Source organism: Candidatus Microthrix subdominans (genome assembly GCA_016719385.1).
GTDB classification, from domain to species: domain Bacteria; phylum Actinomycetota; class Acidimicrobiia; order Acidimicrobiales; family Microtrichaceae; genus Microthrix; species Microthrix subdominans.
Genome location: JADJZA010000010.1, coordinates 111,718 through 134,265, shown reverse-complemented (window position 1 = coordinate 134,265; position 22,548 = coordinate 111,718). Strand labels below are relative to the sequence as shown.

Below are 22,548 nucleotides of genomic sequence, written 5' to 3'. Positions count from 1 at the left end.
CGGCGGTCCAATCGCTACACGTCGTAGTAGGCGAGCACCGGTGCGTGGTCGGACGGCTTGGTGCCCTTGCGGGCGTTGCGGTCGATCAGGTCAGAGACGGCGGCGTCGGCCAGCGGCGGCGTGGCCAGCAAATAGTCGATACGCATGCCCTTGCGCTTGTGGAAGTTGCCGCCCCGATAGTCCCACCAGCTGAAGAGGTCGTCGGCGTCGCCGTAGCGCTCGCGAAAGGTATCCCGCAGCCCGACGTCGGTGATCGCTGCCATGGCTTCGCGCTCGGGCACGCTGACGTGGGTTGAGTTCTCGTCGAACACGTCAACGTCCCACACGTCGGCGCTGCTGGGCGCGATGTTCCAGTCGCCACCGATCACGAAGCGGTCCCCCTCGGTCACGCGCTGGGCCAGGTCGTTGCGCAGGCGGGCCAGCCAGTCCAGCTTGAAGCGGTAGTGGTCGTTGGAGACCTCGCGACCGTTGGGCACGTAGACGCACGCGCATCGAAGCGGGCCACACGTGGCCCAGATCAGGCGGGCCTCGGCGGGGTGGTCCCAGCCCTCGGGCTCGTCCGAATAGAACCCGCTGTGAACCTCATCGAGGCCCACCTTGGACATGATCGCCACACCGTTCCAGCGGCCCTCGCCGAAGTGGGCCGATTCGTAGCCCATCGCCGAGAAGGTGAGGTGGGGAAACTTGTCGTCGGCCAGCTTGGTCTCCTGCATCATCAGCACGTCGGGCTGCACCTCCGCCACCCATTCCTCGACCCGCGGCAGGCGGGCATTGAGCGAGTTGACGTTCCAGGTGGCGACCAGCACAGAGGCTCCTTACGAGCGGATGGGAGTGGGAATCGGTGGGTGGATTCGGTAGGCGCTCGCGCAGCGCTAGGGCGACCCACCGTAGCGGCGACCTGAGCGGCCGAATCGACCGGCCCCCGTTCGTGTGTCCGACCTTTGTAGGCTCGCCGGTGATGAGTACCTCACCTGAAGATCTCCTGGGCCCGAACAGCTGGTTGGTGGACGAGTACCGCGAGGCTTACGAGGCCGACCCCAGCTCGGTCTCCGAGCAGTGGCGCAACTACTTCTCCAACGGTGCGGCCACCGCCGGGGACGGCAACGGCGCACGCGCTGCCACTTCCACCACGTCCTCCAGCGACACGCCGTCCAGTGGCACAACCTCCGCGAACAAGCCGTCCGGTCAGAAGGCTGAGCAGACCTCAGCCGCACCGGCGACGGCCAAGGTCTCCGCCTCCGCCGAGCCGACGTCCGCCGCAACGGCAAACGCCAAGGCCTCCGCCCCCGCCGAGCCGACGTCCGCCGCAACGGCAAACGCCAAGGCCTCCGCCCCCGCCAAGTCGACGACCGGCGCGCCGGCCAAGGCCAAGGCCGACGCACCGGCAACGTCGGAGTCCGGCGTCGAGCCGAGCGATCAGCCGACGTCGGAGACCAAGCCGATCCGTGGCATCGGTGCAGCGATCGCCGACAACATGGAGATGTCGCTCACCGTGCCGACGGCCACATCGGTGCGCGACCTGCCCGCCAAGCTGCTCGAGGTCAATCGAGGTGTGATCAACGGTCACCTCGGCCGCACCCGGGGTCGCAAGGTGAGCTTCACCCACATCATCGGCTACGCCATCGTGCGAGCGATCGCCGATCACCACCCCGACATGGCGGTCAGCTTCGATCGCGACGAGGACGGAAAGCCCCAGCTCACCCGGCATTCCAGCATCGGGATCGGCCTGGCCATCGACGTCGAGCGCCGTGGCGAACGAACGCTGATGGTGCCGGTGATCAAGGGCGCCGAGTCGATGAACTTCAGGGAGTTCGTCGATGCCTACAACGACCTGGTCAAGCGGACGATGGACAACACGTTGCAGCTGGAGGACCTTCAGGGCGCTTTGGTCAGCCTGACCAACCCCGGCACGATCGGCACGGTGTTGTCCGTACCTCGCTTGATGTCGGGCCAGGCGGTCATCGTCGGCGTCGGCAAGCTGGGGTATTCCGCCGCCTACCAGGGTGCCGACGAGGAAACGATTGCCAAGCTGGGCATCTCCAAGGTGCTGACGCTGACCTCCACCTATGACCACCGGGTGATCCAGGGGGCCGAGTCGGGCTCGTTCCTCAAGACGATCGAGTCGCTGCTGCTCGGCGACGAGGACTTTTATCAGCGCATCTTTGCCGACATCGGCGTGCCGTACGTGTCGGTGGAATGGCGCCAGGACACCAACCCGGCCGACCACATCGGTGGCCTGATCCAAAAACAGATGAGCATCGCCATGCTCGTCAACATGTACCGCAGCCGCGGCCACCTGATCGCCGAGCTCGACCCCCTGTCGGCCAAGACCCCGGAGATCCACGAGGAGCTCGATCCGGTTACCTACGGCCTGACGATCTGGGACCTCGACCGGAAGTTCCAGACCGGTCCGGGCAGCATCTACAACAGCGTCGGCGGCGAGGAGTCCATGCCGCTGAAGGAGATCCTGCGGGTGCTCCGGGACGCCTACTGCCGCACGATCGGCGTCGAGTTCATGCACATGCAGGAGGTGGAGGAGAAGCGCTGGATCCAGGAGCAGATGGAGAGCCGCGAGCCCTTCAGTCTGTCCGGCGACGAGCAGATCCACATCCTCGACCTGCTCAACAAGGCCGACGCGCTCGAGCAGTTCCTCGGCACCAAGTTCCTCGGACAGAAGCGTTTCGGACTTGAGGGCGCCGAGTCGACCATCCCCATCCTGGATGAGCTGCTCACGCTGGCCTCCGCCAACCACATGGACTCGGCCGTGTTGGGCATGGCCCACCGCGGGCGCCTCAACGTGCTGGTCAACATCGTCGGCAAGCGCTACCAGGACCTGTTCGGCGAGTTTGAGCAGCTGATCGATGAGGACGCCGTGCAGGGCTCCGGCGACGTGAAGTACCACCTGGGTCAACGAGGTCAGTTCAAGTCGGTTGCCGGCAACGTGATCGACCTGGAGCTCGCGGCCAACCCGTCGCATCTGGAGGCGGTGGACCCGGTGGTGCTCGGAATCGCCCGGGCGAAGATGGACCAGATCCCCAAGAACGTCGAGAACCGCTATCCCGTGCTGCCCATCCTGGTGCACGGCGATGCCGCTTTCGCCGGTCAGGGCGTGGTGGCCGAGACGCTCAACCTGTCCAGCATCAAGGGTTACAAGGCGGGCGGCACCATCCACCTGGTGATCAACAACCAGCTGGGCTTCACCACCCCGCCCGAGTCGGCGCGCAGCTCCGAGTACCCGACCGACGTGGCCAAGATGGTGCAGGCGCCGATCTTCCACGTGAACGGAAACGACCCCGAGGCCTGCGTGCGGGTGGCCCGGCTCGCCTATGAGTACCGGCGGGCGTTCGGCAAGGACGTTGTGATCGATATGGTGTGCTACCGCCGCCACGGTCACAACGAAGGCGACGACCCCAGCTACACCCAGCCGCTGATGTACCAGCGGATCGACAGCATGGCGCCCGTGCGCGAGTTGTACAGCGATTCGCTGGTTGGGCGTGGCCACATCAGCCTGGAGCAGGCCGAGAAGGCAGCCAACGCCTACCACGCGGAGCTGACCAACGCGCTGGAGTCCACGCGGGAGGCCAAGCCGTCCGACCCCCGTCGGGTTCCGGCGCCGCCAAAGCCGCCAGGCGTCATCGGCCCGGTGTCCACCGGGGTGGCCTCCGACGAGCTCGACCGCATCTTCGAGGCGCTCAATACCGTGCCCGACGGCTTCACGGTACATCCAAAGCTGGCCAAGCAGTTCGAGACACGGCGGAAGCTGTTCGAGTCGGGCGAGGTTGACTGGTCGCTGGGTGAGGCCCTTGCGTTCGGTTCGCTGCTCGCCGAGGGCACCCCGGTGCGTCTCGCCGGCCAGGATAGCCGTCGCGGCACGTTCTCCCAACGCCATGCGGCGCTCGTCGACTTCCATACCGGCGACGATTACCTGCCCCTCAGCGCGCTCACCACCGACAGCTCCGAGCTGTGGATCTACGACTCGTTGCTGTCCGAGTACGCAGCGTTGGGCTTCGAGTATGGCTACTCGGTGGAGAACAAGGATGCGCTCGTCATGTGGGAGGCGCAGTTCGGCGACTTCGTCAACGGCGCCTCGATCATCATCGACCAGTACCTGGTGGCCGCCGAGGACAAGTGGAAGCAGACCTCCGACCTGGTGCTGCTGCTACCCCACGGATACGAAGGCCAGGGCCCCGAGCACAGCTCGGCCCGCATCGAACGGTTCCTCATCCTGGCCGCCGAGGACAACATCCAGCTGTGCAACGCCACGACGGCAGCGCAGTACTTCCACTTGTTGCGCCGTCAGATCCACCGGGACGGCAACAAGCCGCTGATCATCTTTACGCCGAAGAGTGGCCTGCGGGCCAAGAGCTACAGGTCACCGGTGGACGATTTCGTGTCGGGTCACTTCCGCGAGCTGATCCCCGACGAGTCCGGCCTCGACCCCGAGTCGGTCACCCGGTTGGTGCTGGCTTCGGGCAAGGTCGCCCACGATGCGATCGAAAAGCGCGACGAGCTGGGCGTGCCGATGGCGGTCGCCCGGGTTGAGCAGCTGTTCCCGTGGCCCTACATGGCGATTCATGAGGAGATGGAGCGCTACCCCAACTGCCACGAGATCGTGTGGTTGCAGGAAGAGCCCGAAAACATGGGCCCCTGGAACGGGATCAAGGGCCGGCTCTACGAGGCGTTCGAGAACCGGGACGTCGAGATCCGGCGGGTCAGCCGGGTGGCGTCGGGCAGCCCGGCGACCGGGTCGGCGCTCATCCACCGCCAGGAGCAGCAGGAGATCCTGCGGAAATCGTTCGGCGATCTCCCCGAAAAGGACCGCTGGGACTTCAACTGATCACGGCCTGCGGGGCCTGGCATCCAATGCCGAGTGCAGCTCGGCAAGTGCTGCGTGCGGATCGCCGACCTTGATCGTGGTCATGCCCATCTCCCGGGCCGGTTTGAGGTTCACCCCGAGGTCGTCGAGAAACACCACCTGCGACGGGTGCACGGCCAGCGCCTCGAGGGCTACCCGGTAGAACGCGTCCTCGGGCTTACGCATCTTCAGGACTGCCGACTCGACCACTGCGTCGACCGCAGCGAGTAATTCGTCGAGCCCCGTGGGCAGCATGCCGGCAAGCTCATCGAAGGGCACGGCGTTGTTGGTGAGGAACGCCGTGCCGTACCCGGCGTCGACCAGCCGGTACACCTCGGCGGCCATCTCGGGCCGCACCTCGCCGACGAGCATCTCCAAGATGGCGTGACCGTCCACTTCGCCCCCGGCCGCCAGCGCTTCGGCCTCGAATTCCCGGACGAAGCCCTCGTCATCCAACTGGCCACGCTCCAGCTTGGCCCACGAGTTGCCGTCATGGTTGTCCATGTTCAGCCGGCGAATAAATCCGTCGGGCAACCCCTGTTGCGCCTCGTAGTGCGCAAACGCTTCGAACGGGCTGGTGAGCACCACCCCGCCCAGGTCGAAGACCACCGCCTCGATCGGCGACAACTGAGGGCGGACCGAGGCGGAAGGTGAGGCCATCGCTCGATGCTAGGCAATCGGCCCGATCCCCACGGCAAGGACGCAAAGCTGCTTGACTGGTGGGGTCATGACCCTTTCACATGTGGTCGTTGACGGTTCCAACATCGCAACCGAAGGGCGAACCAAACCCAGTCTGAAACAACTCGATGAAGCAATTGAGCAGTTCGGTGCCAAACATCCCGAGACCGACATCACGGTCATCGTGGATGCGACATTTGGGCATCGGATCTCCAGCACGGAGAAGGATGACTATGAAGCACGCGTGCTTGATGGGTCCATCGTTGCTCCCCCCGCCGGCGTCGTCGGCCGTGGGGACGCATTCATTCTCCAAGTGGCCGAGAAGGCCAACGCTGCAGTGTTCTCCAACGACTCCTTCCAGGAGTTCCACGGTGAGCACACTTGGCTTTTCGAGGAAGATCGGCTGTGGGGCGGCAAGCCCGTCACCGGAGTGGGGTGGGTATTTGTCGCCCGCACCCCGGTGCGAGGTTCTGTCAGTAGGAAAGCCGTCAAAGAGGCCAAAACCGATTCCAAGTCCACCTCAAGATCGCCCAAGAAGGCCGCATCGCCTTCCAAACGGGGCGCTCCATCCAAGAATGCGGGTGCGGGCGGATCCAAACCCAAGGTGGGCGACTCCAAGCCCGCCGCATCCAAGTCGCCCGCAACCGGGTCTCGAAGCCGAGGTCCGAAACAGGCCGATCGCTCCTCGGGCAGGTCGTCCACCGACGACGCCAAGAGCAGTCGGTCGGGATCTTCGAGCGCATCAACCAAGCGTCGATCCTCCACGCCCGATCCGGTCAACTCGCCGGGTGACTTCCTCAGCTTCGTCGGGGAGCACCAGCCCGGCGACACCGTCACCGGCACAGTCGTCGAGTTCTCCTCGCACGGCGCGTATTTGCTGGTCGGCAGCACCAAGACCTACCTGCCATTGAAGGCGCTGGGCGATCCGCCCCCCAACCGAGCCCGCGACTTCATGTCGATGGGTGAGGAGCTCACCCTGGTGGTCGAGGGCTACGACCCGCCGCTGCGAAGCGTCGACCTGCGCTTGCCCGACGGGCAGACCCTGGCGCCAAGTTCCGGCTCCGATCAGGACCCTTCTGCCCCGGCCGAGCACACGGAGGCCGAGCAGGCGCCCGCCGAGGCACCCGAGCAGAAGCCCGCAGCCAAAGCATCCGCCAGGAAGGCACCAGCAAAGAAGGCCGCCACGAAGGCACCGGCAAAGAAGGCCGCCGCCAAGGCACCAGCCAAGAAGACGGTAGCCAAAGCACCGGCCAAAAAGGCCGCCGCCAAAGCACCAGCCAAAAAGGCCGCCGCCAAAGCACCAGCCAAAAAGGCCGCCGCCAAAGCACCAGCCAAAAAGGCCGCCGCCAAAGCACCAGCCAAAAAGGCCGCCGCCAAAGCACCGACCAAAAAGGCCGCCGCCAAAGCACCGACCAAACGGGCTCCGGCCAAGGCACCGGCCAAACGGGCTCCGGCCCAGGCAACCGCCAAAAAGGCCCCAGCGAAGCGGCCGCCGGCCAAGGCACCGGCCAAGCGGGCTCCGGCCCAGGCAACCGCCAAAAAGGCCCCAGCGAAGCGGCCGCCGACCAAGGCACCCGCCAAGGCCGCTCCCGCTCGGAAGGCACCGGCGAAGCAACCTGCAACCGGCGGTGAGGGTCCGGTCAAGTCGGAACACGCCAAGCGGACCGCTGCCACCAGGAACAACCTCGAGTAGCTGCGTCCTGCACGGCGCACGAACACCACGCAGTACCCGAGTACGGAGTCTTGGCGATGGCTGTACCATCGACGGTTCGCTCGATCCCCAATCCTCCGTTCCCCGCCTTCTCCCCCACTACCGCTTCGCTGGAGCATGCATGTCGGCTCAGTTCATCTTCACCATGTACAAGGTCGGGCGGGTGGTGCCCCCGGACCGCGAGGTACTCAAGGACATCTCGCTGTCGTTCTATCCGGGCGCCAAGATCGGCGTGATCGGGCCCAACGGTTCCGGGAAGTCGACGCTGCTGCGCATCATGGCCGGGCTCGACGATGGCTACACCGGCGAAGCACGCCTCAGCCCAGGGTTCACCGTCGGCATGCTCGAGCAGGAGCCGAAGCTGGACGAGGCCAAGGACGTCACCGGCAACGTGATGGACGGCGTTGCCGGCACCGCCAAGCTGCTGACCGATTACGACGAGCTGATGGCCGGCTGGGCCGATCCCGATGCCGATTACGAGGCGCTGGGCACCCAACAGGCCGAGCTGGAGGCCAAGATCGAGGCCGCCGGCGCCTGGGACCTGAAGCGCACGGTCGACATCGCCATGGATGCGCTGCGGCTCCCGCCCGGCGATGCCGACGTCGCCTCCCTCTCCGGGGGTGAGAAGCGGCGCGTGGCGCTGTGCCGGCTGTTGTTGCAGCGGCCCGACCTGTTGCTGCTCGACGAGCCGACCAACCACCTCGACGCCGAGTCGGTCGCCTGGATCGAGCGGTTCCTCTCCGACTACGAGGGCACGGTCGTCGCCATCACCCACGACCGCTACTTCCTCGACAACGTCGCCAGCTGGATACTCGAGCTGGATCACGGCAAGGGCATGCCCTTCGAGGGCAACTACTCGGGTTGGCTCGAACAGAAGCAGGCCCGCATGGCCAAGGAGGAGAAGCACGCCTCCACCCGCCAGCGCACCCTGGAGCGTGAGCTGGAGTGGGTCCGCATGGCCCCCAAGGCCCGGCAGGCCAAAAGCAAGGCCCGCTTGGCCGCCTACGACCAGTTGCTCGCCGAGCAGCAGTCGGCCAAGGGCGGCAGCGACGGGCTGGAGATCTACATTCCGCCGGGCGATCGGCTTGGCGACCAGGTGATCGAGGTGGACCACCTGTCCAAGGGCTTCGGCGACAAGCTGTTGATCGACGACCTCTCGTTCTCCCTGCCCAAGGCGGGCATCGTCGGCGTGATCGGACCCAACGGCGCCGGTAAGACGACGCTGTTCCGCATGCTGGTCGACGCTGCCGATCAGGCGAGCAACAACCCCGAGACCCAGCCCGACTCGGGCGAGATCCGCGTCGGTTCGACGGTGCAGTTGGCCCACGTCGATCAGCACCGCGACCACCTCGACGGCGAACGCACCGTCTACGAGGAGATCACCGACGGCGACGAAACGATCAAGCTGGGCACCAGGGAGATGAACGGGCGCGCCTACTGCGCCAGCTTCAACTTCCGCGGTGCCGACCAGCAGAAGTTGGTGGGCCAGCTCTCCGGTGGCGAGCGCAACCGGGTGCACCTGGCCAAGCTGTTGCGCACCGGCGGCAACGTGTTGCTGCTCGACGAGCCGACCAACGACCTGGACGTCGACACCCTGCGGGCCCTCGAGGGTGGCCTGGAGAACTTCCCCGGCTGCGCCGTGGTCATCTCCCACGACCGTTGGTTTCTCGACCGTATCGCCACCCACGTGCTGGCCTTCGAGGGCAACAGCCAGGTGCGCTGGTTCGAGGGCAACTTCACCGACTACGAGACCATGCGGCGCAAGGAACTGGGCGCCGAGGCCTCCCAGCCACACCGGATCAAGTACAAGCCCCTCACCCGCTGACGGAGCGTGCCTCGGCCGCCTGTGTAAACCCATCATTGGCCCACGGGGGTGGAGGAACATCGGCCAAACGGGTGACATCGGGTCGGTCCGCGGATTGCGATCCCCACACCCGGTCGAGGTGATCGCAGTGACCCCTTGGTATCGTCGCGACGGTCGGTAACAATCGACTCACCAGCGGTACCACCAGGGGGAAGCACATGAGAGTTTCTGAGGCAGTTCGGCGAGAGGTCGTCACGGTCGCACCCGACGCAACCATCGTTCAGGCGGCGGAGACCATGGAGTCGACCGGCGTCGGCGCGATGGCCGTGGTCGACGACGGGGCATTGGTGGGCATCGTGACCGATCGCGACATCGTCTGCCGCGGGATCGCCCGAAAAGTGCCGCTCGACGGTCGGATCGATTCGCTGATGAGCACCCCGGTGCATTCGGTCGCTGCCGATTCCGACCTGCACGATGCCTCCGCCATGTTCCGCCAGCACGCCGTCCGTCGCCTGGCGGTGGTCGACGGCACCGGCATCGTCGGGGTGATCACCGTCGACGATCTACTCATCAACGTGAGTTCCCACCTGGCCGACATCTGTCAACCGGTGACGGCCGAGGCGATCTTCGGCCATCGGGACGCCCCCGCCCCGGCAGTACCTCCCTCGACTTCCTGAGTCGACGAACTCAGCTTCCGCCCACCGACACTACGGCGGCGCCGGTGAGCCGGTCGGCGGCCACGTCGCGAAGCGCCTCGTCCACGCGTTCGAACCCGTAGGTGGTGACGGTGGGACGCAGTGGGACGGACTCCGCCAGGGCCAGCAGCGCCTCGCCATCGGCCCGGGTGTTGGCGGTGACGCTGCGCATCTGGCGCTCCTGAAACAGCTCGGCGTCGTAGTTCATGGCCGGGATGTCGCTGAGGTGGATGCCGGCGATCGCCAGGGTGCCGCCCCGGTCGAGAGCGCGCATCGCCACCGGCACCAGGTGCCCCACCGGCGCAAACAGAATGGCCGAGTCCAGCGGCACGTCCGGCTCGGCATCGCTGTCGCCCGCAGCGGTGGCGCCCAGCTCCAGGGCCAGCCGACGGGCCTCGGGCGCCCGGGTAAACACGTGCACTTCGGCGTCGCGGGCCAGGGCCATCTGGGCGACCAGGTGAGCCGACGCCCCGAATCCATAGATGCCAAGTCGCCCACCGTCGGGCAGCTCGGCACGCTGCAGCGCCCGGTACCCGATAATGCCCGAGCACAACAGTGGCCCGGCCGAAGCGTCATCGAAGCCGTCGGGCAACGCGTAGGCGAACGCCTCGTCCACGGTGGTGAGCTCGGCGAAGCCGCCATCGGCATCCCAACCGGTGAACCTCGGTGTCAGGCACAGGTTTTCATCACCCCGCCGACAGAAGCGGCACACTCCGCAGGTGTGGCGCAGCCAGGCGATGCCCACTCGCTGGCCAACCTCGAAGCGATTGGTGGCCGCACCCCGGGCCACCACCACACCCACCACCTCGTGACCAGGGACAGTCGAGGAGCGATGGGGCACCAGGTCACCCTCGGCCAGGTGCAGGTCGGTGCGACACACGCCGCAGTAGGTCACCTGCACCAGTATCTCGTTGGCCTCCGGTTTGGGATCGGGTCGCTCCCCCAACACCAGGGGGCCTCGCTCGATCGGTCCCGGTCGTTCGACGCTCCATGCCTTCATAATCCTGCCCCCATCGCCCAGCCCTCATTGGGGCCGCGGTGCCGGTCCTGCTGCACCGGATCACGTGTTCAGGGTAGGGCCAAGGTCCTTGGGGGTCGAGGGACACCGCTCGCGTCGGTCGCCCCCGGCCGTTGCGCCATGGGCAGGCACAGCCGCTTCTGGAGAACGCCCGTCACACCCACGATCCCATCCTCTACCGTGGGGGACGAGGGGCGGGATGTTTGGCATCTCCACCCTCTCGTCAGCCCACCACAGCGAAAGGGACCCATGAGCAACGAACCCACAACCTCAGGATCAAGCGACGTCGAGGTGGCTCTTGCACAGCTACTCAAGCAGGCCGAGCAGGCTCGTACCACCCTCCTCGACACCGATGGTTCCTCCGAAGCCGAGGCCTCCTACCTGGCGGATGCTGCGCAGGCGCTGTCCACCATGGAGTTGGAGTTGACCTTCGCTCGAGCGACGCTGGCCGCCGAGCGGGCCGATACCAAACCCGACCTGGAGTCGACCCTCACCGATGCTGCCGATGCGGCCCGACGATGGATCGACGACGCCGGCGTACAGGCACAACTGGGCCGTATGGAGCTGCAGGATCGCGTGAGCGCTATCAGCCAGTACCTCGACCGGGCGCGGGCCGAGGTCATCCGGGCGGGCGAGCGGGTCTCGGACGTCGTCGGAACCGAACTGGGCGACGTGCGCTCTGCAACCCTCAGCTCGATCGACGGCATTCGCGATGTGATCGTCGATGCCGGACGCTCCATCCGGGCCGCCGGCGAGTCGCTGCAGGAGTAACGCACTGGGGACGTCGAAGAGCGTGCCCACCATGACCCTCCCGCGCCTCAGAGAGCGTGGACGAGCAGGGTGCGACATCGACGACCAGTTGTGTTGTTTGTCATGAACAGGTTCGAAAACCCGAGGAGCGATCACATGCATCAAAGCAACCCCGCCCGACGAGAGCCCTGCCGATGAACGACACTCGGTGGATCATCCCCCTCGAGCAGCTCACCATCGACGATGTCGGCAAGGCCGGCGGTAAGAACGCCTCGCTGGGCGAGATGATCAAACACCTCGGATCGGCCGGCGTGCGGGTGCCAGGCGGTTTTGCCGTCACCTCGGCCGCCTACTGGCATCTCGTCGACGATCAGGGCTTACGGCCGGCGATCGCTGCCGTCGGTGCCGGGCTCGAGAAGCACCCCGACTCGCTGCGCTCCGTCGGCGCCACCGTTCGCGAGGCATTCCGCTCGGCCCGGGTGAGCGACGCTCTGGCCGACGAGCTGCGAGCGGCCTACGAAGCACTCTGTGACCGGGTCGGCCAAAGCGACGTGCCCGTCGCGGTGCGTTCGTCGGCGACGGCGGAGGACCTTCCCGAGGCGAGCTTCGCCGGCCAGCAGGAGAGCTTCCTGAACGTTCGGGGGGCCGATGCGGTGATCGAGGCCTATCACCGCTGCGTCGTGTCGCTGTTTGGCGACAGGGCGATCGCCTACAGGGTCGAGAACGGCTTTGGCCATCTCGACGTGGCCCTCTCGGTCGGAATCCAGCAGATGGTGGCATCCGATACCGGCTCCGCCGGGGTGATCTTCACCATCGATCCGGAGAACGGGTTTCCCCACCACGTGCTCATCGATGCCGCCTGGGGGTTGGGAGAGGCGGTCGTGTCCGGCGTGGTCGACTCCGACCGCTACCGGGTGTTCAAGGCGTTTCTCGACGACGAGCGACTGGTGCCGATCGTCGAACGGTCGCTGGGCCGCAAGCGCCTCAAGATCGTCAACAGCACCGACGAGAGCGGCGACGGGCCCACGATGACGGTGGACACCACCAACGCAGAACGCAATCAGCTGGTGCTCGACGATCCCGATCTGCTGACGCTGGCCCGCTGGGCTGTCATCATCGAGAACCACTACGGCCGCCCGATGGACATCGAGTGGGCGAAAGACGGCGTCACCGGCGAGCTGTTCATCGTGCAGGCCAGGCCCGAGACGGTGCAGGCCCGCCAAAGCGGCGCCATCCTCACCAGCTACGAGGTCTCGAACCACGGCCCGCAGTTGGTCGAAGGTCTGTCGGTCGGCAGCGGCGCAGCCACCGGCGAGGTGTGTCGCCTCGACTCACCCGACGAGGGCGACCGGTTTGTATCGGGATCGATCCTGGTGGCCGATGCCACCGACCCCGACTGGGTTCCGGTGATGCAGCGGGCCGCAGCGGTGGTCACCAACCGCGGTGGACGCACCTCCCATGCTGCGATCGTCAGCCGCGAGCTGGGCGTTCCCGCAGTGGTCGGCACCGTCGATGCCACCTCCACCCTGGCCGAGGGACAACGGGTCACCGTGTCGTGCGCCGGCGGCGACGTGGGGCGGGTCTTCGACGGCCCCGCCAAGATCACCACGCACGAGCTGGCGCTCGACGACCTGCCGGCCACCCGCACCAACCTGATGGTCAACCTGGCCAACCCCGGCGCGGCGCTGAAGTGGTGGCGGCTACCGGCGGCCGGTATCGGCCTGGCCCGCATGGAGTTCATCATCGGCGAGCACATCAGGGCCCACCCCATGGCCCTGGCCCACCCCGACCGCATCGAGGATGTGGCCGTCCGCCGGGCGATCGATGAGCTCACCGGCCACCACTCCAGCCCGGCCGAGTATTTCGTCGACCGGTTGGCCTCCGGGATCGCCGCACTGGCGGCCACCTGGGCCGACCGTCCCGTGATCGTGCGCATGAGCGATTTCAAGACCAACGAGTATGCAGGGCTGCTGGGTGGCAGGCAGTTCGAGCCGACCGAGGACAACCCCATGTTGGGATGGCGAGGCGCCTCCCGCTACGACCACCCCGGGTATCGCGATGGGTTTGCGTTGGAGTGCCAGGCCGTCGCCCGGGTGAGAAACGAGATCGGGTTCGACAACGTGATCGTGATGATCCCCTTCTGTCGCACCCCGGAGGAGGCCGATCGGGTCTTGCAGGTCATGGCCGAGGAGGGGCTGGCGCGCGGTGACAACGGTTTGAAGGTGTACGTGATGGCCGAGATTCCCTCGAACGTCATCAGGGCCGCCGAATTTGCCGAGCGCTTCGACGGGTTCTCCATCGGTTCCAACGACCTCACACAACTCACCCTGGGCGTCGACCGGGACTCCGCCGAGCTGGCGGCGCACTTCGGCGCCGACGACCCGGCGGTGCTCGCCCTCATCCGACAGCTGATCGATGCGGCCCACGCTGCCGACAGGCCTGTCGGGTTCTGCGGTCAGGCTCCCAGCAACGACCCGGAGTACGCCCGCCTGTTGGTCGAGGCGGGCATCGACTCGGTGTCGGTCACCCCGGATGCCTTCTTCGACGTCAACCGTCGGATCGCCGAGGCCGAAGCCGGGTAGTCACACGCAGGCAGGTTGACGCGGTCAGGATGAGATGATGCTCGACGATTCCGTCCCAGCCCAGTTCGCCGCCGGCCCCGGCTAGCTGAACACCGGGTCGGTGGGGTTGCCCCGCGCACAGCGATGACCGCGGTGCGACGGGCCCAGGATGCGTGGGAGGCCGGCCGTTGCGACCCGGTGAGCTTCGATGACGACGTCGACCGCTCGCGCCGAGCGTTCGCCCGCCTGGCGGGCTGAGACGTTGGCAACGTGGCGCTCGTCGGCCAGGTGTCGACCGCAACCGGCCTGGGGGCGTCCTGCCTGCCCGACGGCCGACCGCCGCCCGGCCCCCCCCCCCCCCCCCCCCGGCCCCCCCGCCCCGCCCAACCTACGTCGGGCTTCATGACCGTGGCCCCGTCGGCGGATTGGATGGTGCCCCGTCACTCCGGTTGGTATGCGGGCGACGACCCGTGGCAGTCGATTTACGGGCCGCCGTTGCGCCTGGCCATGGACGCCCGCCGCTTCAACGTCTCACCGCCGAGGTGGTGCGATCCCTCGGGCGGTGAGTGCGTGCCCAGCCAGAGCGCGACCGCGCGCCGGTCGTGTCTCCCTCGCAGAAGCGAGGTGCGCCGACGCCCGAACGGTCAGCCGAGCAGCGCGATGATCGCGTCGGCCTGCTCGTCCAGCGTGGACGCCATCTCGGAGGAGGCGCCGCTGGTCGCCAACGATGCGGCGGCCCCGCCGACGACCAGCTCGGGCTGCAGCGGCTCCTCGTAGGGGTCATCGATGCCGGTGAAGTTGGAGATCTCCCCGGCGCGGGCCTTGGCGTAGAGCCCCTTGGGGTCCCGGGCCTCGCATTCGGCCAGCGGCGTCGCCACCCAGACCTCACGGAAGGGCACGCCGGCCAGTTCGGCTCGGGCCCGCACGGCGTCGCGGCCCGATCGGTACGGCGAGATCAACGGCACCAGCACCACCTGGGCCGCCTCGGCCATCAGCAGGGCCACCTCGCCCACCCGGCGGATGTTTTCCCGTCGGTCGACCTCGGAAAACCCGAGGTCGGCGCACAACCCGTGGCGCACGTTGTCCCCATCGAGGATGAACGACGGACGCCCGGAGACGACGAGGCGCCGTTCCACCTCGACCGCCAGGGTCGACTTGCCCGACCCGGACAGCCCGGTCAGCCACACGACGGCACCCCGGTGGCCGAGCGCTTCCGCCCGGGCATCGGCATCGATCTGGCCGGCGTGCCAGGTGACGTCATCGGTCACGGCGCACTCAAACCTGCTGGGCTTCGCCCAGCACCATGCCGGCGCCGACGGTGGCGTTGGTGTCCTCGTCGACCAGGATGAACGAGCCGGTGGTGCGGTTACGGCGGTACTCGTCGACAAACAGCGGAGCGGTGGTTCGCAGGGTCACCCGCCCGATCTCGTTGGTGGTCAGGCCACTGGCGGTCTCATCCCGGTGCAGTGTGTTGATGTCCAAGCGGTATTTCACGTCGCGAACCTTGGCCCGTGCGGTGCGGGTCGTGTGCTTGATCGAGTACATCGCACCCTCCCTCAACGTGGACGTGTCCGCCATCCAGGCGATCATCGCATCGATGTCCTGGGTCACCCGAGGCTGGTTGGCCGGCCGGCAGATCATGTCGCCCCGGCTGACGTCCAGCTCGTCGCTCAGGCGGATCGTCACCGACATCGGGTTGAACGCCTCGTCGACCGGCCCGTCGGCGGTGTCGATCGAGGCGATCGTCGTCGTCAGGCCGGAGGGCAACACCACCACGTCGTCGCCGGGCTTGAAGACGCCGCCGGCCACCGTGCCCGCATAGCCCCGATAATCGTGAAACTCGGTGGACTGCGGGCGGATCACGTACTGCACCGGGAAGCGGGCATCGATCAGGTTGCGATCCGACGCGATGTGCACCTCCTCCAGGTGGTGCAGCAGCGAGGTTCCCTCGTACCACGGCGTGTTGGTGCTGCGGCTGACGATGTTGTCGCCGTGCAGGGCCGACACCGGGATGAACGTCAGGTCGCCGATGTCCAACTTCGCCGCAAAGGAACGAAACTCGTCCTTGAGGCGTTCGAAGACCAACTGGTCGTAGTCGACCAGGTCCATCTTGTTGACCGCCAGCACCAGGTGAGGGATGCCGAGCAGCGACGCCAGGAAGGCGTGACGCCGGCTCTGTTCGAGCACGCCCTTACGGGCATCCAACAGGATGATGGCCACGTCGGCGGTGGACGCCCCGGTGACCATGTTGCGGGTGTACTGAATGTGGCCGGGGGTGTCGGCGATGATGAACTTGCGGTTTGGCGTGGCGAAGTAGCGGTAGGCCACGTCGATCGTGATGCCCTGCTCACGCTCGGCCCGCAGGCCGTCGGTCAGTAGCGCCAGGTTGGTGTACTCGGTGCCCATCTGCACCGAGGTGGCCTCCACCGACGCCAGCTGATCCTCAAAGATCGTCTTCGTGTCGAACAACAGGCGACCGATCAGGGTCGACTTGCCGTCGTCGACGCTGCCGGCCGTCGCCAAGCGCAGGATTTCCATTAGAAGTACCCCAACTTTTTTCGATCCTCCATGGCCGCTTCGGAGGCCCGGTCATCGGCACGGGTGGCCCCACGCTCGGTCACCCGGGCGGCCGCCACCTCGGCGACGATCTCGGCGTTGGTCGCCGCCGGCGACTCAACTGCGCCCGTGCAGCTCATGTCCCCCACCGTCCGGTAGCGCACAATGCGGGTCTCGATCACTTCGTCGTCGCCCGGCTGAACGTGGGGGCCAACCGACAGCCACATGCCGTCGCGGAGGAACACCTCGCGTCGATGGGCGTAATAGATGTTGGGCAAAGCGACCTCGTCGGCCTCGATGTACTGCCAGATGTCGAGCTCGGTCCAGTTGCTCAGCGGGAACACCCGGAAGTGCTCGCCGGGCCGGTAGCGCGGGTTGTACAGGCTCCACAGCTCGGGACGCTGGTTCTTGGGATCCCACTGACCGAAGTCGTCGCGATGGCTGAACACCCGCTCCTTGGCACGGGCCTTCTCCTCGTCGCGGCGCCCACCACCGAACAGCGCGTCGAAACGGTACTTCTCGATCGCTTCGAGCAGCGGCAGGGTCTGCAGCTGGTTGCGGCTGGCGCCCCTGCCGGTCTGCTCGGTCAGCTTGCCCTCGTCGATCGCCTGCTGCACCGATGCCACCTCCAGCCGCACCCCGGTGCGCTCAACCGTCTCGTCCCGAAAGGTGAGGACCTCGGGAAAGTTGTGGCCGGTGTCGATATGGAGCAGCGGGAACGGCGGCTTGGCCGGATAAAACGCCTTCACCGCCAGGTGCAACATGACCGCAGAGTCCTTGCCGCCCGAGAACAGCATGGCTGGACGCTCGAACTCAGCGGCCACCTCGCGGATGATGTGGATCGCCTCGGCTTCCAGGCTGCGCAGATGAGAGAGCTCGTACGACATGTTCGGTGAATGATAGGAGCCGCACCCCAGAACACTCCCAACGGCGTCCGGCCGGGGTCGACCACCGGCCTGCCGGTGCGGTAGGAAACAGGGAACCGGCGACCCAGCCGTGACCAGGAGGACCTTGATGACCAGCACCGTGCTCACCTGCACGAGTTGTCAGACCAAAAATCGCGTGCCCGATGCCACGGCGGGGCGACCCCGCTGCGCATCCTGTCAGGCCGAACTCCCCTGGCTGGTCGACGTCGATGCCGCCGGGTTCGATGAGGCGATCGCCACGTCCTCGCTGCCGATCGTTGTCGACCTGTGGGCGCCCTGGTGTGGGCCGTGTCGCATGGTGGCCCCCGAGCTTGAGCTGCTGGCGGCCGAGCGGGCCGGCAAGCTGCGGGTCGTCAAGGTCAACGTCGACGAGGCGCCGGCGGTGTCGGCCCGGCTGGGAGTGCAGGGCATCCCAACCATGTTGCTCTTCGTCGGCGGCGCCGAGGTAGGGCGTCAGGTCGGTGCGCTGCCGGGCGCAGCGCTGCGCAGCTGGATCGACCAGACGCTCGCCGGACATACGACGCCTCGGTGACTTGACCTGAACTGACCGCTGCGGCGGGCCAAGCCATGCCCGGCGCGGACATGCCCGACATCGCCGAGGACGCTTAGGAGATGACGACGACCGAGCAAGGCGCCAGGTGCGCCACCCTGCGAGCAACCGAACCCAGCATCAGGCCCTTGAAGCCACCCAGGCCCCGTGACCCGACGACGACCAGGTCGGCGTCATCGATTGCGTCCAGCAGGGCGTGGCCTGGATTGCCGCGCTGGGTCGCCCCGGTGAGCGTCACCCCGTCGGGCACGTCGGCGGCGGACAGCCACTCGTTCAGGGCCGCTTCGGCGTCGCGTTCCAACACTGCGGGATTCGGCAGCGCCATCATCAGGTCCCCGCCGAGCAGCATGGGCTCCTCCCAGCAGTACACCGCCCGCACCGACGCACCGCGCAGACCGGCCTCGGCCAGCGCCCAGCTCATCGCCCGCTGCGCTGGCTCCGACCCGTCGATCCCCACGAGGATCTCCGATCTCTCCGCATCATCGGCGGTCGCGGTGACCGGGCCTTCGGCCGGAGGCACCACCATGACCGGTCCGGACGCATGGCGCACGCACTTCGAGGCGACCGACCCCAACACGGCATGGCGCACCCGCGCACCATCGCTGCGTCCGACGACCAACAGGTCCGCATCCTCGGCCGCAGCGATCAGCAGGTTGGCCGGTGCACCCTGGGTCACCTCCACCTCGGCGGACAGGTCACGGTAGGGCTGCTCGGTCATCAGCTCGCCCACGATGCCCGCCACCCGCTCGGCCGTTTCAGCCTCGACGGCGGACGCAGTGGTCAACATCCGCTCCTCGGTCGACATGGGCGGGTAGGACCACACCGACACGATGTGCAGCATCGCGTTGCGAAGCACCGCTTCGCTGGCCGCGTGGCGCAACGGGCCGGGCGCCGGGGCGCCACTGTCCAACCCAACCACGACGCGGCCCCGCTGCCCGGACGCGGTCACTGGGCGGGGACGACGGTCGTCGGGCAGAAGATGTGATTGAGGGTGTGGCTGGTCACCGAGCCGAGCAGCAGGCCCATGAAGCCGCCGCGACCGCGTGATCCCAACACCAGCATCGAGGCGCCATCGGCGGCTTCGCGCAGCACCGAGGCCGGCGCTCCTTCGCCGAGTACCAGTTCTGGCTCCAGGCCTTCGGGGAGGCCCGCCTCATCGATCACCTCGCCCAGCATCTCTCTCGCCTGTTGTTCCAGGTCCTCGAACGAGGGCCACGAGGTCTGCACTTCGGTTCCGGCCAGCCAACCTGCGGCCTCACCACGCCAGGCCATGACCACCCGAAGGCCCAAGCCGGTGCGGGCGGCGCGCTCAGCCGCCCAGCGCAGGGCGGTCTGGGCGTTCGATGAGCCATCGACCCCGACGACGATGGGCCCGTCAGCGGCGCCGGCGGCACCGTTGCTCGCCGGCACCACGGTGAGAGGGCATGGCGTGTGGTTGGCCAGCTGGTGGCTGACCGACCCCATGATCACACCGGCCAAGCCGCCGTGGCCTCGGGTGCCGACGATCAGCGTGTCGGCGTCCTCGGCCTCCTCCAACAGCGCTGCCGCCGCCGACCCGGAAGCTGGGGCCCGCTTCACCGCTGACCCGTCCTCGCCGAGCACCTCAGCGATGAATCCTTCCATCCAGGGATCCATTGCGCCGTCGACCTCCTCGGTGGTGATGTAGGCCGCCGCCATGACGGGGACCTCCCACACGGTGACGGCCACCAGCTCGGCGCCCGAGGACACCGCCTCGCCATGGGCGTAGCGCAGGGCGTCTGATGACGCCTCCGACCCGTCGATGCCGACCACAATTTTCATCGCTCACTCCTCATGTTCCGTTTGGTCCCGTTGGTACGTTTTTCGGGTTCACCGGCGCCGCCACAGCGGCCCACTCCGACCTTGAACCTAGGCCCCCGGCGCTCCGGATGCGCGACCGTGGCGTCGGCCCCACCTGGGGCCGACGGTAGTTCGGTCAACGTGATCAGGGGCGTTCATCGGACAGCACCACTCCACAGGCCTGGCCCAACACCGTCGCCTTCGTCCCGCCGGTATCGACCCCGGTGGCGCTGACCCATGGGTCCCTCAGCGCACCCAGGTGGTCGACGGTCTCGGCGGTGGCATCGGAGTTGGTCGTCGCCTCCTCGCGGCGGCGGGCGATCCGCTCCTTGGCGACCGATGGGTCGAGGCGACACTCGATCTCCACCAGCTCGGCGTAGGTCTCCTCGGCCAGGTCGGTGCCCAGACGCCGATGGTGTGCACCCGTCCAGGACGCATCGAGCACCACGCTCTCGCCGCCGGACAACAAGATCCTGGCCTGGCGAATCAGCTCGTCGTAGACCGCATCGCGGTGCGCATCGTCGTAGATGCCCTCGCCCGGCGCTGCGGCGCCGACTTCCTCGCCGGCCGATGCGGCGACGCCCCGGCGGATGTCGTCGGTGTGCAGCACCGCCCACCCCAGCGAGTCCCCCAGCCCGTTGGACAGCACGGTCTTGCCCGTCCCGGGGCCGCCGCCGACCAGGACCAGCCGCACCCGGCCGTGCTCGAGGTGATGAAGTGCCAGGTCGTGGTACTCCTTGGCCAGCGCTGCGCTGGGGGCGTCGCCCTGCTGCCAGCGCAGACAGGCGACCTTGGCCCGCACGTGGGCCCGATAGGCCACGTAGTGGTGGGCGAGCGACGAGGGGTGGCATTCGCCGGAGAACCCCTGGTACCACCCGAGCAGCCTCAGGGCCGCAGCCGGCCCGGCCACCCGGTGGACATCCATCACCAGGAACGCGATATCCAGCAGTACGTCGCCGATGCGCCAGTCATCGTTGAAGGCAAGGCAGTCGATGATCTGGGGGCCGTCGTCGACGAGGCAGAACACGTCGTCGGCGATCAGGTCGCCGTGACCGTCCCGGACGAAGCCGTCGGCGATCCGTTCGTCGAACAACGGGCGCCGGCCCCGCAGATAGGTCTGCGTCAGCGTCTTCACCCGGTCCAGGTCGACAGCATCCACCCCGGCATCGACCAAGGCGTCGGTGACGGCGAAGTTGTCGGCCCAGTTCTCGCCGAGTGCGTCCGCCCCCGCCGCTCGCGGGTTGATCACCGGTTCCTCGGCCGCATGAAAGCTGGCGACCACCCGGGCCACCTCGCGCAGGCACCCGTCGAACTCGGGCGAACCGGCCAGCTGCGACAGTCGCCGCTCGGCGGGCAGGCGCCGCATGACGATCATCTTGTCGACGAGCGCGCCGCGCTCGTGCACGTCTGCCAGGCCCAGGTAGACGTCGGGCGCGATGCGGGCATTCAGCACGACCTCCCGCTCGGCCGCAGCAATACGGGCTGCGGACTCGGAGTGGTCGAGAAAGGGCAGGCTGACCGGCTTGGGCAGCTTGTAGGCCCGGTCCCCGGCCATGAACACCCACGACATGTGGGTCTCGACCACCTGTGGCCCCTCGGTGAGCGGTGGCGTCTCGGAGGCCGGAACCTCACGCATCTGCGGTCCTCTCGTCGGCTCGTCGGCTCGTCGGCTCGTCGGCTCGTCGGCACAGTGGCCAGAACGGCTCGGCCAACACGTGTTCTTGAAATGTAGGCCACGAAGCGATCGACGACGGCAGATGGCCACGCTGCCCGGCACACACCTGGTTAACTCGGAGCATGCTGGGCCATGCGCTTCCTTCGCCGTACCCACTCGGCGTAGCGTGAACGCTTCCCTGGAGGCAGCTGCAGCACGTCGCACCCTGATCCTTGGCAGCGGCGGCCCCGCACCTGCATTCGACCCCGACACGCTGGCCGGCCTCCCGGCCCCCGCCGAGCGCATGCTGCGACGAGCGCTCCCGGCCGGCACGCCCCTCGGATCGGCCGTCGAGCTGACGATGCGCGGACGGCTGAGGCTCGGCCCGCGTTGGCTGTCGTTCCGCGCCGACCAGATCCTCGTAGCCGGTCGAGGCTTCGTGTGGCGGGCGATCGTCGGGCAACGCCTCGTGAGGTTTTCGGGAGCAGACGTGATGACACCAGAGGGCGCCAGCATGCACTTCCGGCTGCACGGGTTGATCCCGGTGGTGCATTCCAGCGGCCCGGACATCGCCCGTAGCGGCGCCGGGCGCCTGGCCGCCGAGACGGTTGCGTGGCTCCCCCAGGCGCTCGTTCCCCAGTCCGGGGCGCAGTGGACCCCCATCGATCAGCACCGCGCCATCGTCACCCTTGCCCACCCCGGGGGTACGTCGAACGTCGAGGTCACCGTCGACGATCAAGGTCGCCTGAGGTCAGCCGGCCTCGATCGCTGGAACGGCTCGACCAAGCCGCCCCGGCTGGAGCCGTTCGGCGGCGAGTTCGACGACGAGTTCGTGACCCCCGACGGTGTTCGGCTCGCCGACCGATGCCGGGTGGGCTGGGGATGGAACACCGACGGCTGGGCCACCGGGCAGTTCTTCACCGCCCGATTGGACTCGGCGCTCTCACCTTGAGCGCGCCCAGCACCCTCCTC

The 22,548-nt window shown here is 67.5% G+C and carries 16 protein-coding genes and 1 pseudogene; 8 read left to right on the top strand and 9 right to left on the bottom strand.

The window, feature by feature from the left end; all coding sequences use genetic code 11:
* Window positions 1–14: 14 nt before the first annotated feature.
* Window positions 15–806, bottom strand: coding sequence for an exodeoxyribonuclease III (xth, locus tag IPN02_18035; GenBank protein ID MBK9298685.1), 792 nt, complete (start codon window positions 804–806; stop codon window positions 15–17).
* A gap of 152 nt (window positions 807–958) precedes the next feature.
* On the opposite strand from xth, the pseudogene IPN02_18030 reads away from it, so the two are divergent.
* Window positions 959–4,837, top strand: a pseudogene (locus IPN02_18030) (multifunctional oxoglutarate decarboxylase/oxoglutarate dehydrogenase thiamine pyrophosphate-binding subunit/dihydrolipoyllysine-residue succinyltransferase subunit).
* Here the strand turns inward: IPN02_18030 and IPN02_18025 are convergent.
* Entirely contained in the window at window positions 4,838–5,482 is a 645-nt protein-coding gene (locus IPN02_18025; GenBank protein ID MBK9298684.1) for an HAD-IA family hydrolase, read from the bottom strand. It lies immediately after the preceding pseudogene.
* A 100-nt stretch (window positions 5,483–5,582) separates the two neighbouring features.
* Here IPN02_18025 and IPN02_18020 point away from each other — a divergent pair, with 100 nt between their 5' ends.
* The 3 genes from IPN02_18020 to IPN02_18010 all read left to right on the top strand — a co-directional run bounded on the left by IPN02_18020 (window position 5,583) and on the right by IPN02_18010 (window position 9,725).
* On the top strand, window positions 5,583–7,226 hold the full coding sequence (locus IPN02_18020; GenBank protein ID MBK9298683.1) for a hypothetical protein: 1,644 nt from the start codon (window positions 5,583–5,585) through the stop codon (window positions 7,224–7,226).
* A gap of 139 nt (window positions 7,227–7,365) precedes the next feature.
* Entirely contained in the window at window positions 7,366–9,069 is a 1,704-nt protein-coding gene (gene ettA / locus IPN02_18015; protein MBK9298682.1) for an energy-dependent translational throttle protein EttA, read from the top strand.
* 197 nt (window positions 9,070–9,266) lie between these two features.
* The gene (locus IPN02_18010; protein ID MBK9298681.1) at window positions 9,267–9,725 is read left to right on the top strand and encodes a CBS domain-containing protein; all 459 of its coding nucleotides are present in this window, start codon (window positions 9,267–9,269) and stop codon (window positions 9,723–9,725) included.
* A gap of 10 nt (window positions 9,726–9,735) precedes the next feature.
* Here IPN02_18010 and IPN02_18005 read toward each other — a convergent pair whose 3' ends face one another.
* A complete protein-coding gene (locus IPN02_18005) occupies window positions 9,736–10,743 on the bottom strand; it encodes a zinc-dependent alcohol dehydrogenase family protein (protein MBK9298680.1) in 1,008 nt (335 codons plus the stop codon).
* Window positions 10,744–11,010: 267 nt separating this feature from the next.
* Here IPN02_18005 and IPN02_18000 point away from each other — a divergent pair, with 267 nt between their 5' ends.
* Together IPN02_18000 and ppsA are read left to right on the top strand one after the other, a co-directional pair.
* Window positions 11,011–11,532: a hypothetical protein gene (locus IPN02_18000; protein ID MBK9298679.1), complete on the top strand. Its 522-nt coding sequence runs from the start codon at window positions 11,011–11,013 to the stop codon at window positions 11,530–11,532.
* A 173-nt stretch (window positions 11,533–11,705) separates the two neighbouring features.
* The gene (ppsA, locus tag IPN02_17995) at window positions 11,706–14,093 is read left to right on the top strand and encodes a phosphoenolpyruvate synthase (GenBank protein MBK9298678.1); all 2,388 of its coding nucleotides are present in this window, start codon (window positions 11,706–11,708) and stop codon (window positions 14,091–14,093) included.
* Window positions 14,094–14,716: 623 nt separating this feature from the next.
* On the opposite strand, the gene cysC is transcribed toward ppsA, so the two are convergent.
* Genes cysC through cysD form a run of 3 tightly spaced genes read right to left on the bottom strand, consistent with a single transcriptional unit; the run spans window position 14,717 to window position 17,515 of the window.
* Window positions 14,717–15,340 (bottom strand): adenylyl-sulfate kinase, encoded by a 624-nt coding sequence (cysC, locus tag IPN02_17990; protein MBK9298677.1) that lies wholly within the window; start codon window positions 15,338–15,340, stop codon window positions 14,717–14,719.
* Window positions 15,341–15,347: 7 nt separating this feature from the next.
* On the bottom strand, window positions 15,348–16,610 hold the full coding sequence (cysN, locus tag IPN02_17985; GenBank protein MBK9298676.1) for a sulfate adenylyltransferase subunit CysN: 1,263 nt from the start codon (window positions 16,608–16,610) through the stop codon (window positions 15,348–15,350).
* Entirely contained in the window at window positions 16,610–17,515 is a 906-nt protein-coding gene (cysD, locus tag IPN02_17980; GenBank protein MBK9298675.1) for a sulfate adenylyltransferase subunit CysD, read from the bottom strand. The genes cysN and cysD overlap by 1 nt, the downstream gene beginning before the upstream one ends.
* Window positions 17,516–17,642: 127 nt before the next feature.
* On the opposite strand from cysD, the gene trxA reads away from it, so the two are divergent.
* Entirely contained in the window at window positions 17,643–18,086 is a 444-nt protein-coding gene (trxA, locus tag IPN02_17975; GenBank protein ID MBK9298674.1) for a thioredoxin, read from the top strand.
* A 73-nt stretch (window positions 18,087–18,159) separates the two neighbouring features.
* On the opposite strand, the gene IPN02_17970 is transcribed toward trxA, so the two are convergent.
* The 3 genes from IPN02_17970 to IPN02_17960 form a co-directional block, all read right to left on the bottom strand.
* Window positions 18,160–19,023, bottom strand: coding sequence for a universal stress protein (locus tag IPN02_17970; protein ID MBK9298673.1), 864 nt, complete (start codon window positions 19,021–19,023; stop codon window positions 18,160–18,162).
* Between the two features lie 26 nt (window positions 19,024–19,049).
* Window positions 19,050–19,904, bottom strand: coding sequence for a universal stress protein (locus IPN02_17965; GenBank protein ID MBK9298672.1), 855 nt, complete (start codon window positions 19,902–19,904; stop codon window positions 19,050–19,052).
* Between the two features lie 163 nt (window positions 19,905–20,067).
* Window positions 20,068–21,558, bottom strand: coding sequence for an AAA family ATPase (locus tag IPN02_17960; protein MBK9298671.1), 1,491 nt, complete (start codon window positions 21,556–21,558; stop codon window positions 20,068–20,070).
* A gap of 205 nt (window positions 21,559–21,763) precedes the next feature.
* Here IPN02_17960 and IPN02_17955 point away from each other — a divergent pair, with 205 nt between their 5' ends.
* Window positions 21,764–22,528, top strand: coding sequence for a hypothetical protein (locus tag IPN02_17955; protein MBK9298670.1), 765 nt, complete (start codon window positions 21,764–21,766; stop codon window positions 22,526–22,528).
* The last annotated feature ends 20 nt before the right edge of the window (window positions 22,529–22,548 follow it).

Bases quoted from the DNA above. Each gene is read 5' to 3' on its own strand.
- IPN02_17965 (MBK9298672.1), bottom strand. From the start codon at position 19,904: ATGAAAATTGTGGTCGGCATCGACGGGTCGGAGGCGTCATCAGACGCC.
- IPN02_17960 (MBK9298671.1), bottom strand. From the start codon at position 21,558: ATGCGTGAGGTTCCGGCCTCCGAGACGCCACCGCTCACCGAGGGGCCA.
- IPN02_18005 (MBK9298680.1), bottom strand. From the start codon at position 10,743: ATGAAGGCATGGAGCGTCGAACGACCGGGACCGATCGAGCGAGGCCCC.
- ettA (MBK9298682.1), top strand. From the start codon at position 7,366: ATGTCGGCTCAGTTCATCTTCACCATGTACAAGGTCGGGCGGGTGGTG.
- IPN02_18010 (MBK9298681.1), top strand. From the start codon at position 9,267: ATGAGAGTTTCTGAGGCAGTTCGGCGAGAGGTCGTCACGGTCGCACCC.
- IPN02_18020 (MBK9298683.1), top strand. From the start codon at position 5,583: ATGACCCTTTCACATGTGGTCGTTGACGGTTCCAACATCGCAACCGAA.
- trxA (MBK9298674.1), top strand. From the start codon at position 17,643: ATGACCAGCACCGTGCTCACCTGCACGAGTTGTCAGACCAAAAATCGC.
- IPN02_18000 (MBK9298679.1), top strand. From the start codon at position 11,011: ATGAGCAACGAACCCACAACCTCAGGATCAAGCGACGTCGAGGTGGCT.
- cysD (MBK9298675.1), bottom strand. From the start codon at position 17,515: ATGTCGTACGAGCTCTCTCATCTGCGCAGCCTGGAAGCCGAGGCGATC.
- ppsA (MBK9298678.1), top strand. From the start codon at position 11,706: ATGAACGACACTCGGTGGATCATCCCCCTCGAGCAGCTCACCATCGAC.
- cysN (MBK9298676.1), bottom strand. From the start codon at position 16,610: ATGGAAATCCTGCGCTTGGCGACGGCCGGCAGCGTCGACGACGGCAAG.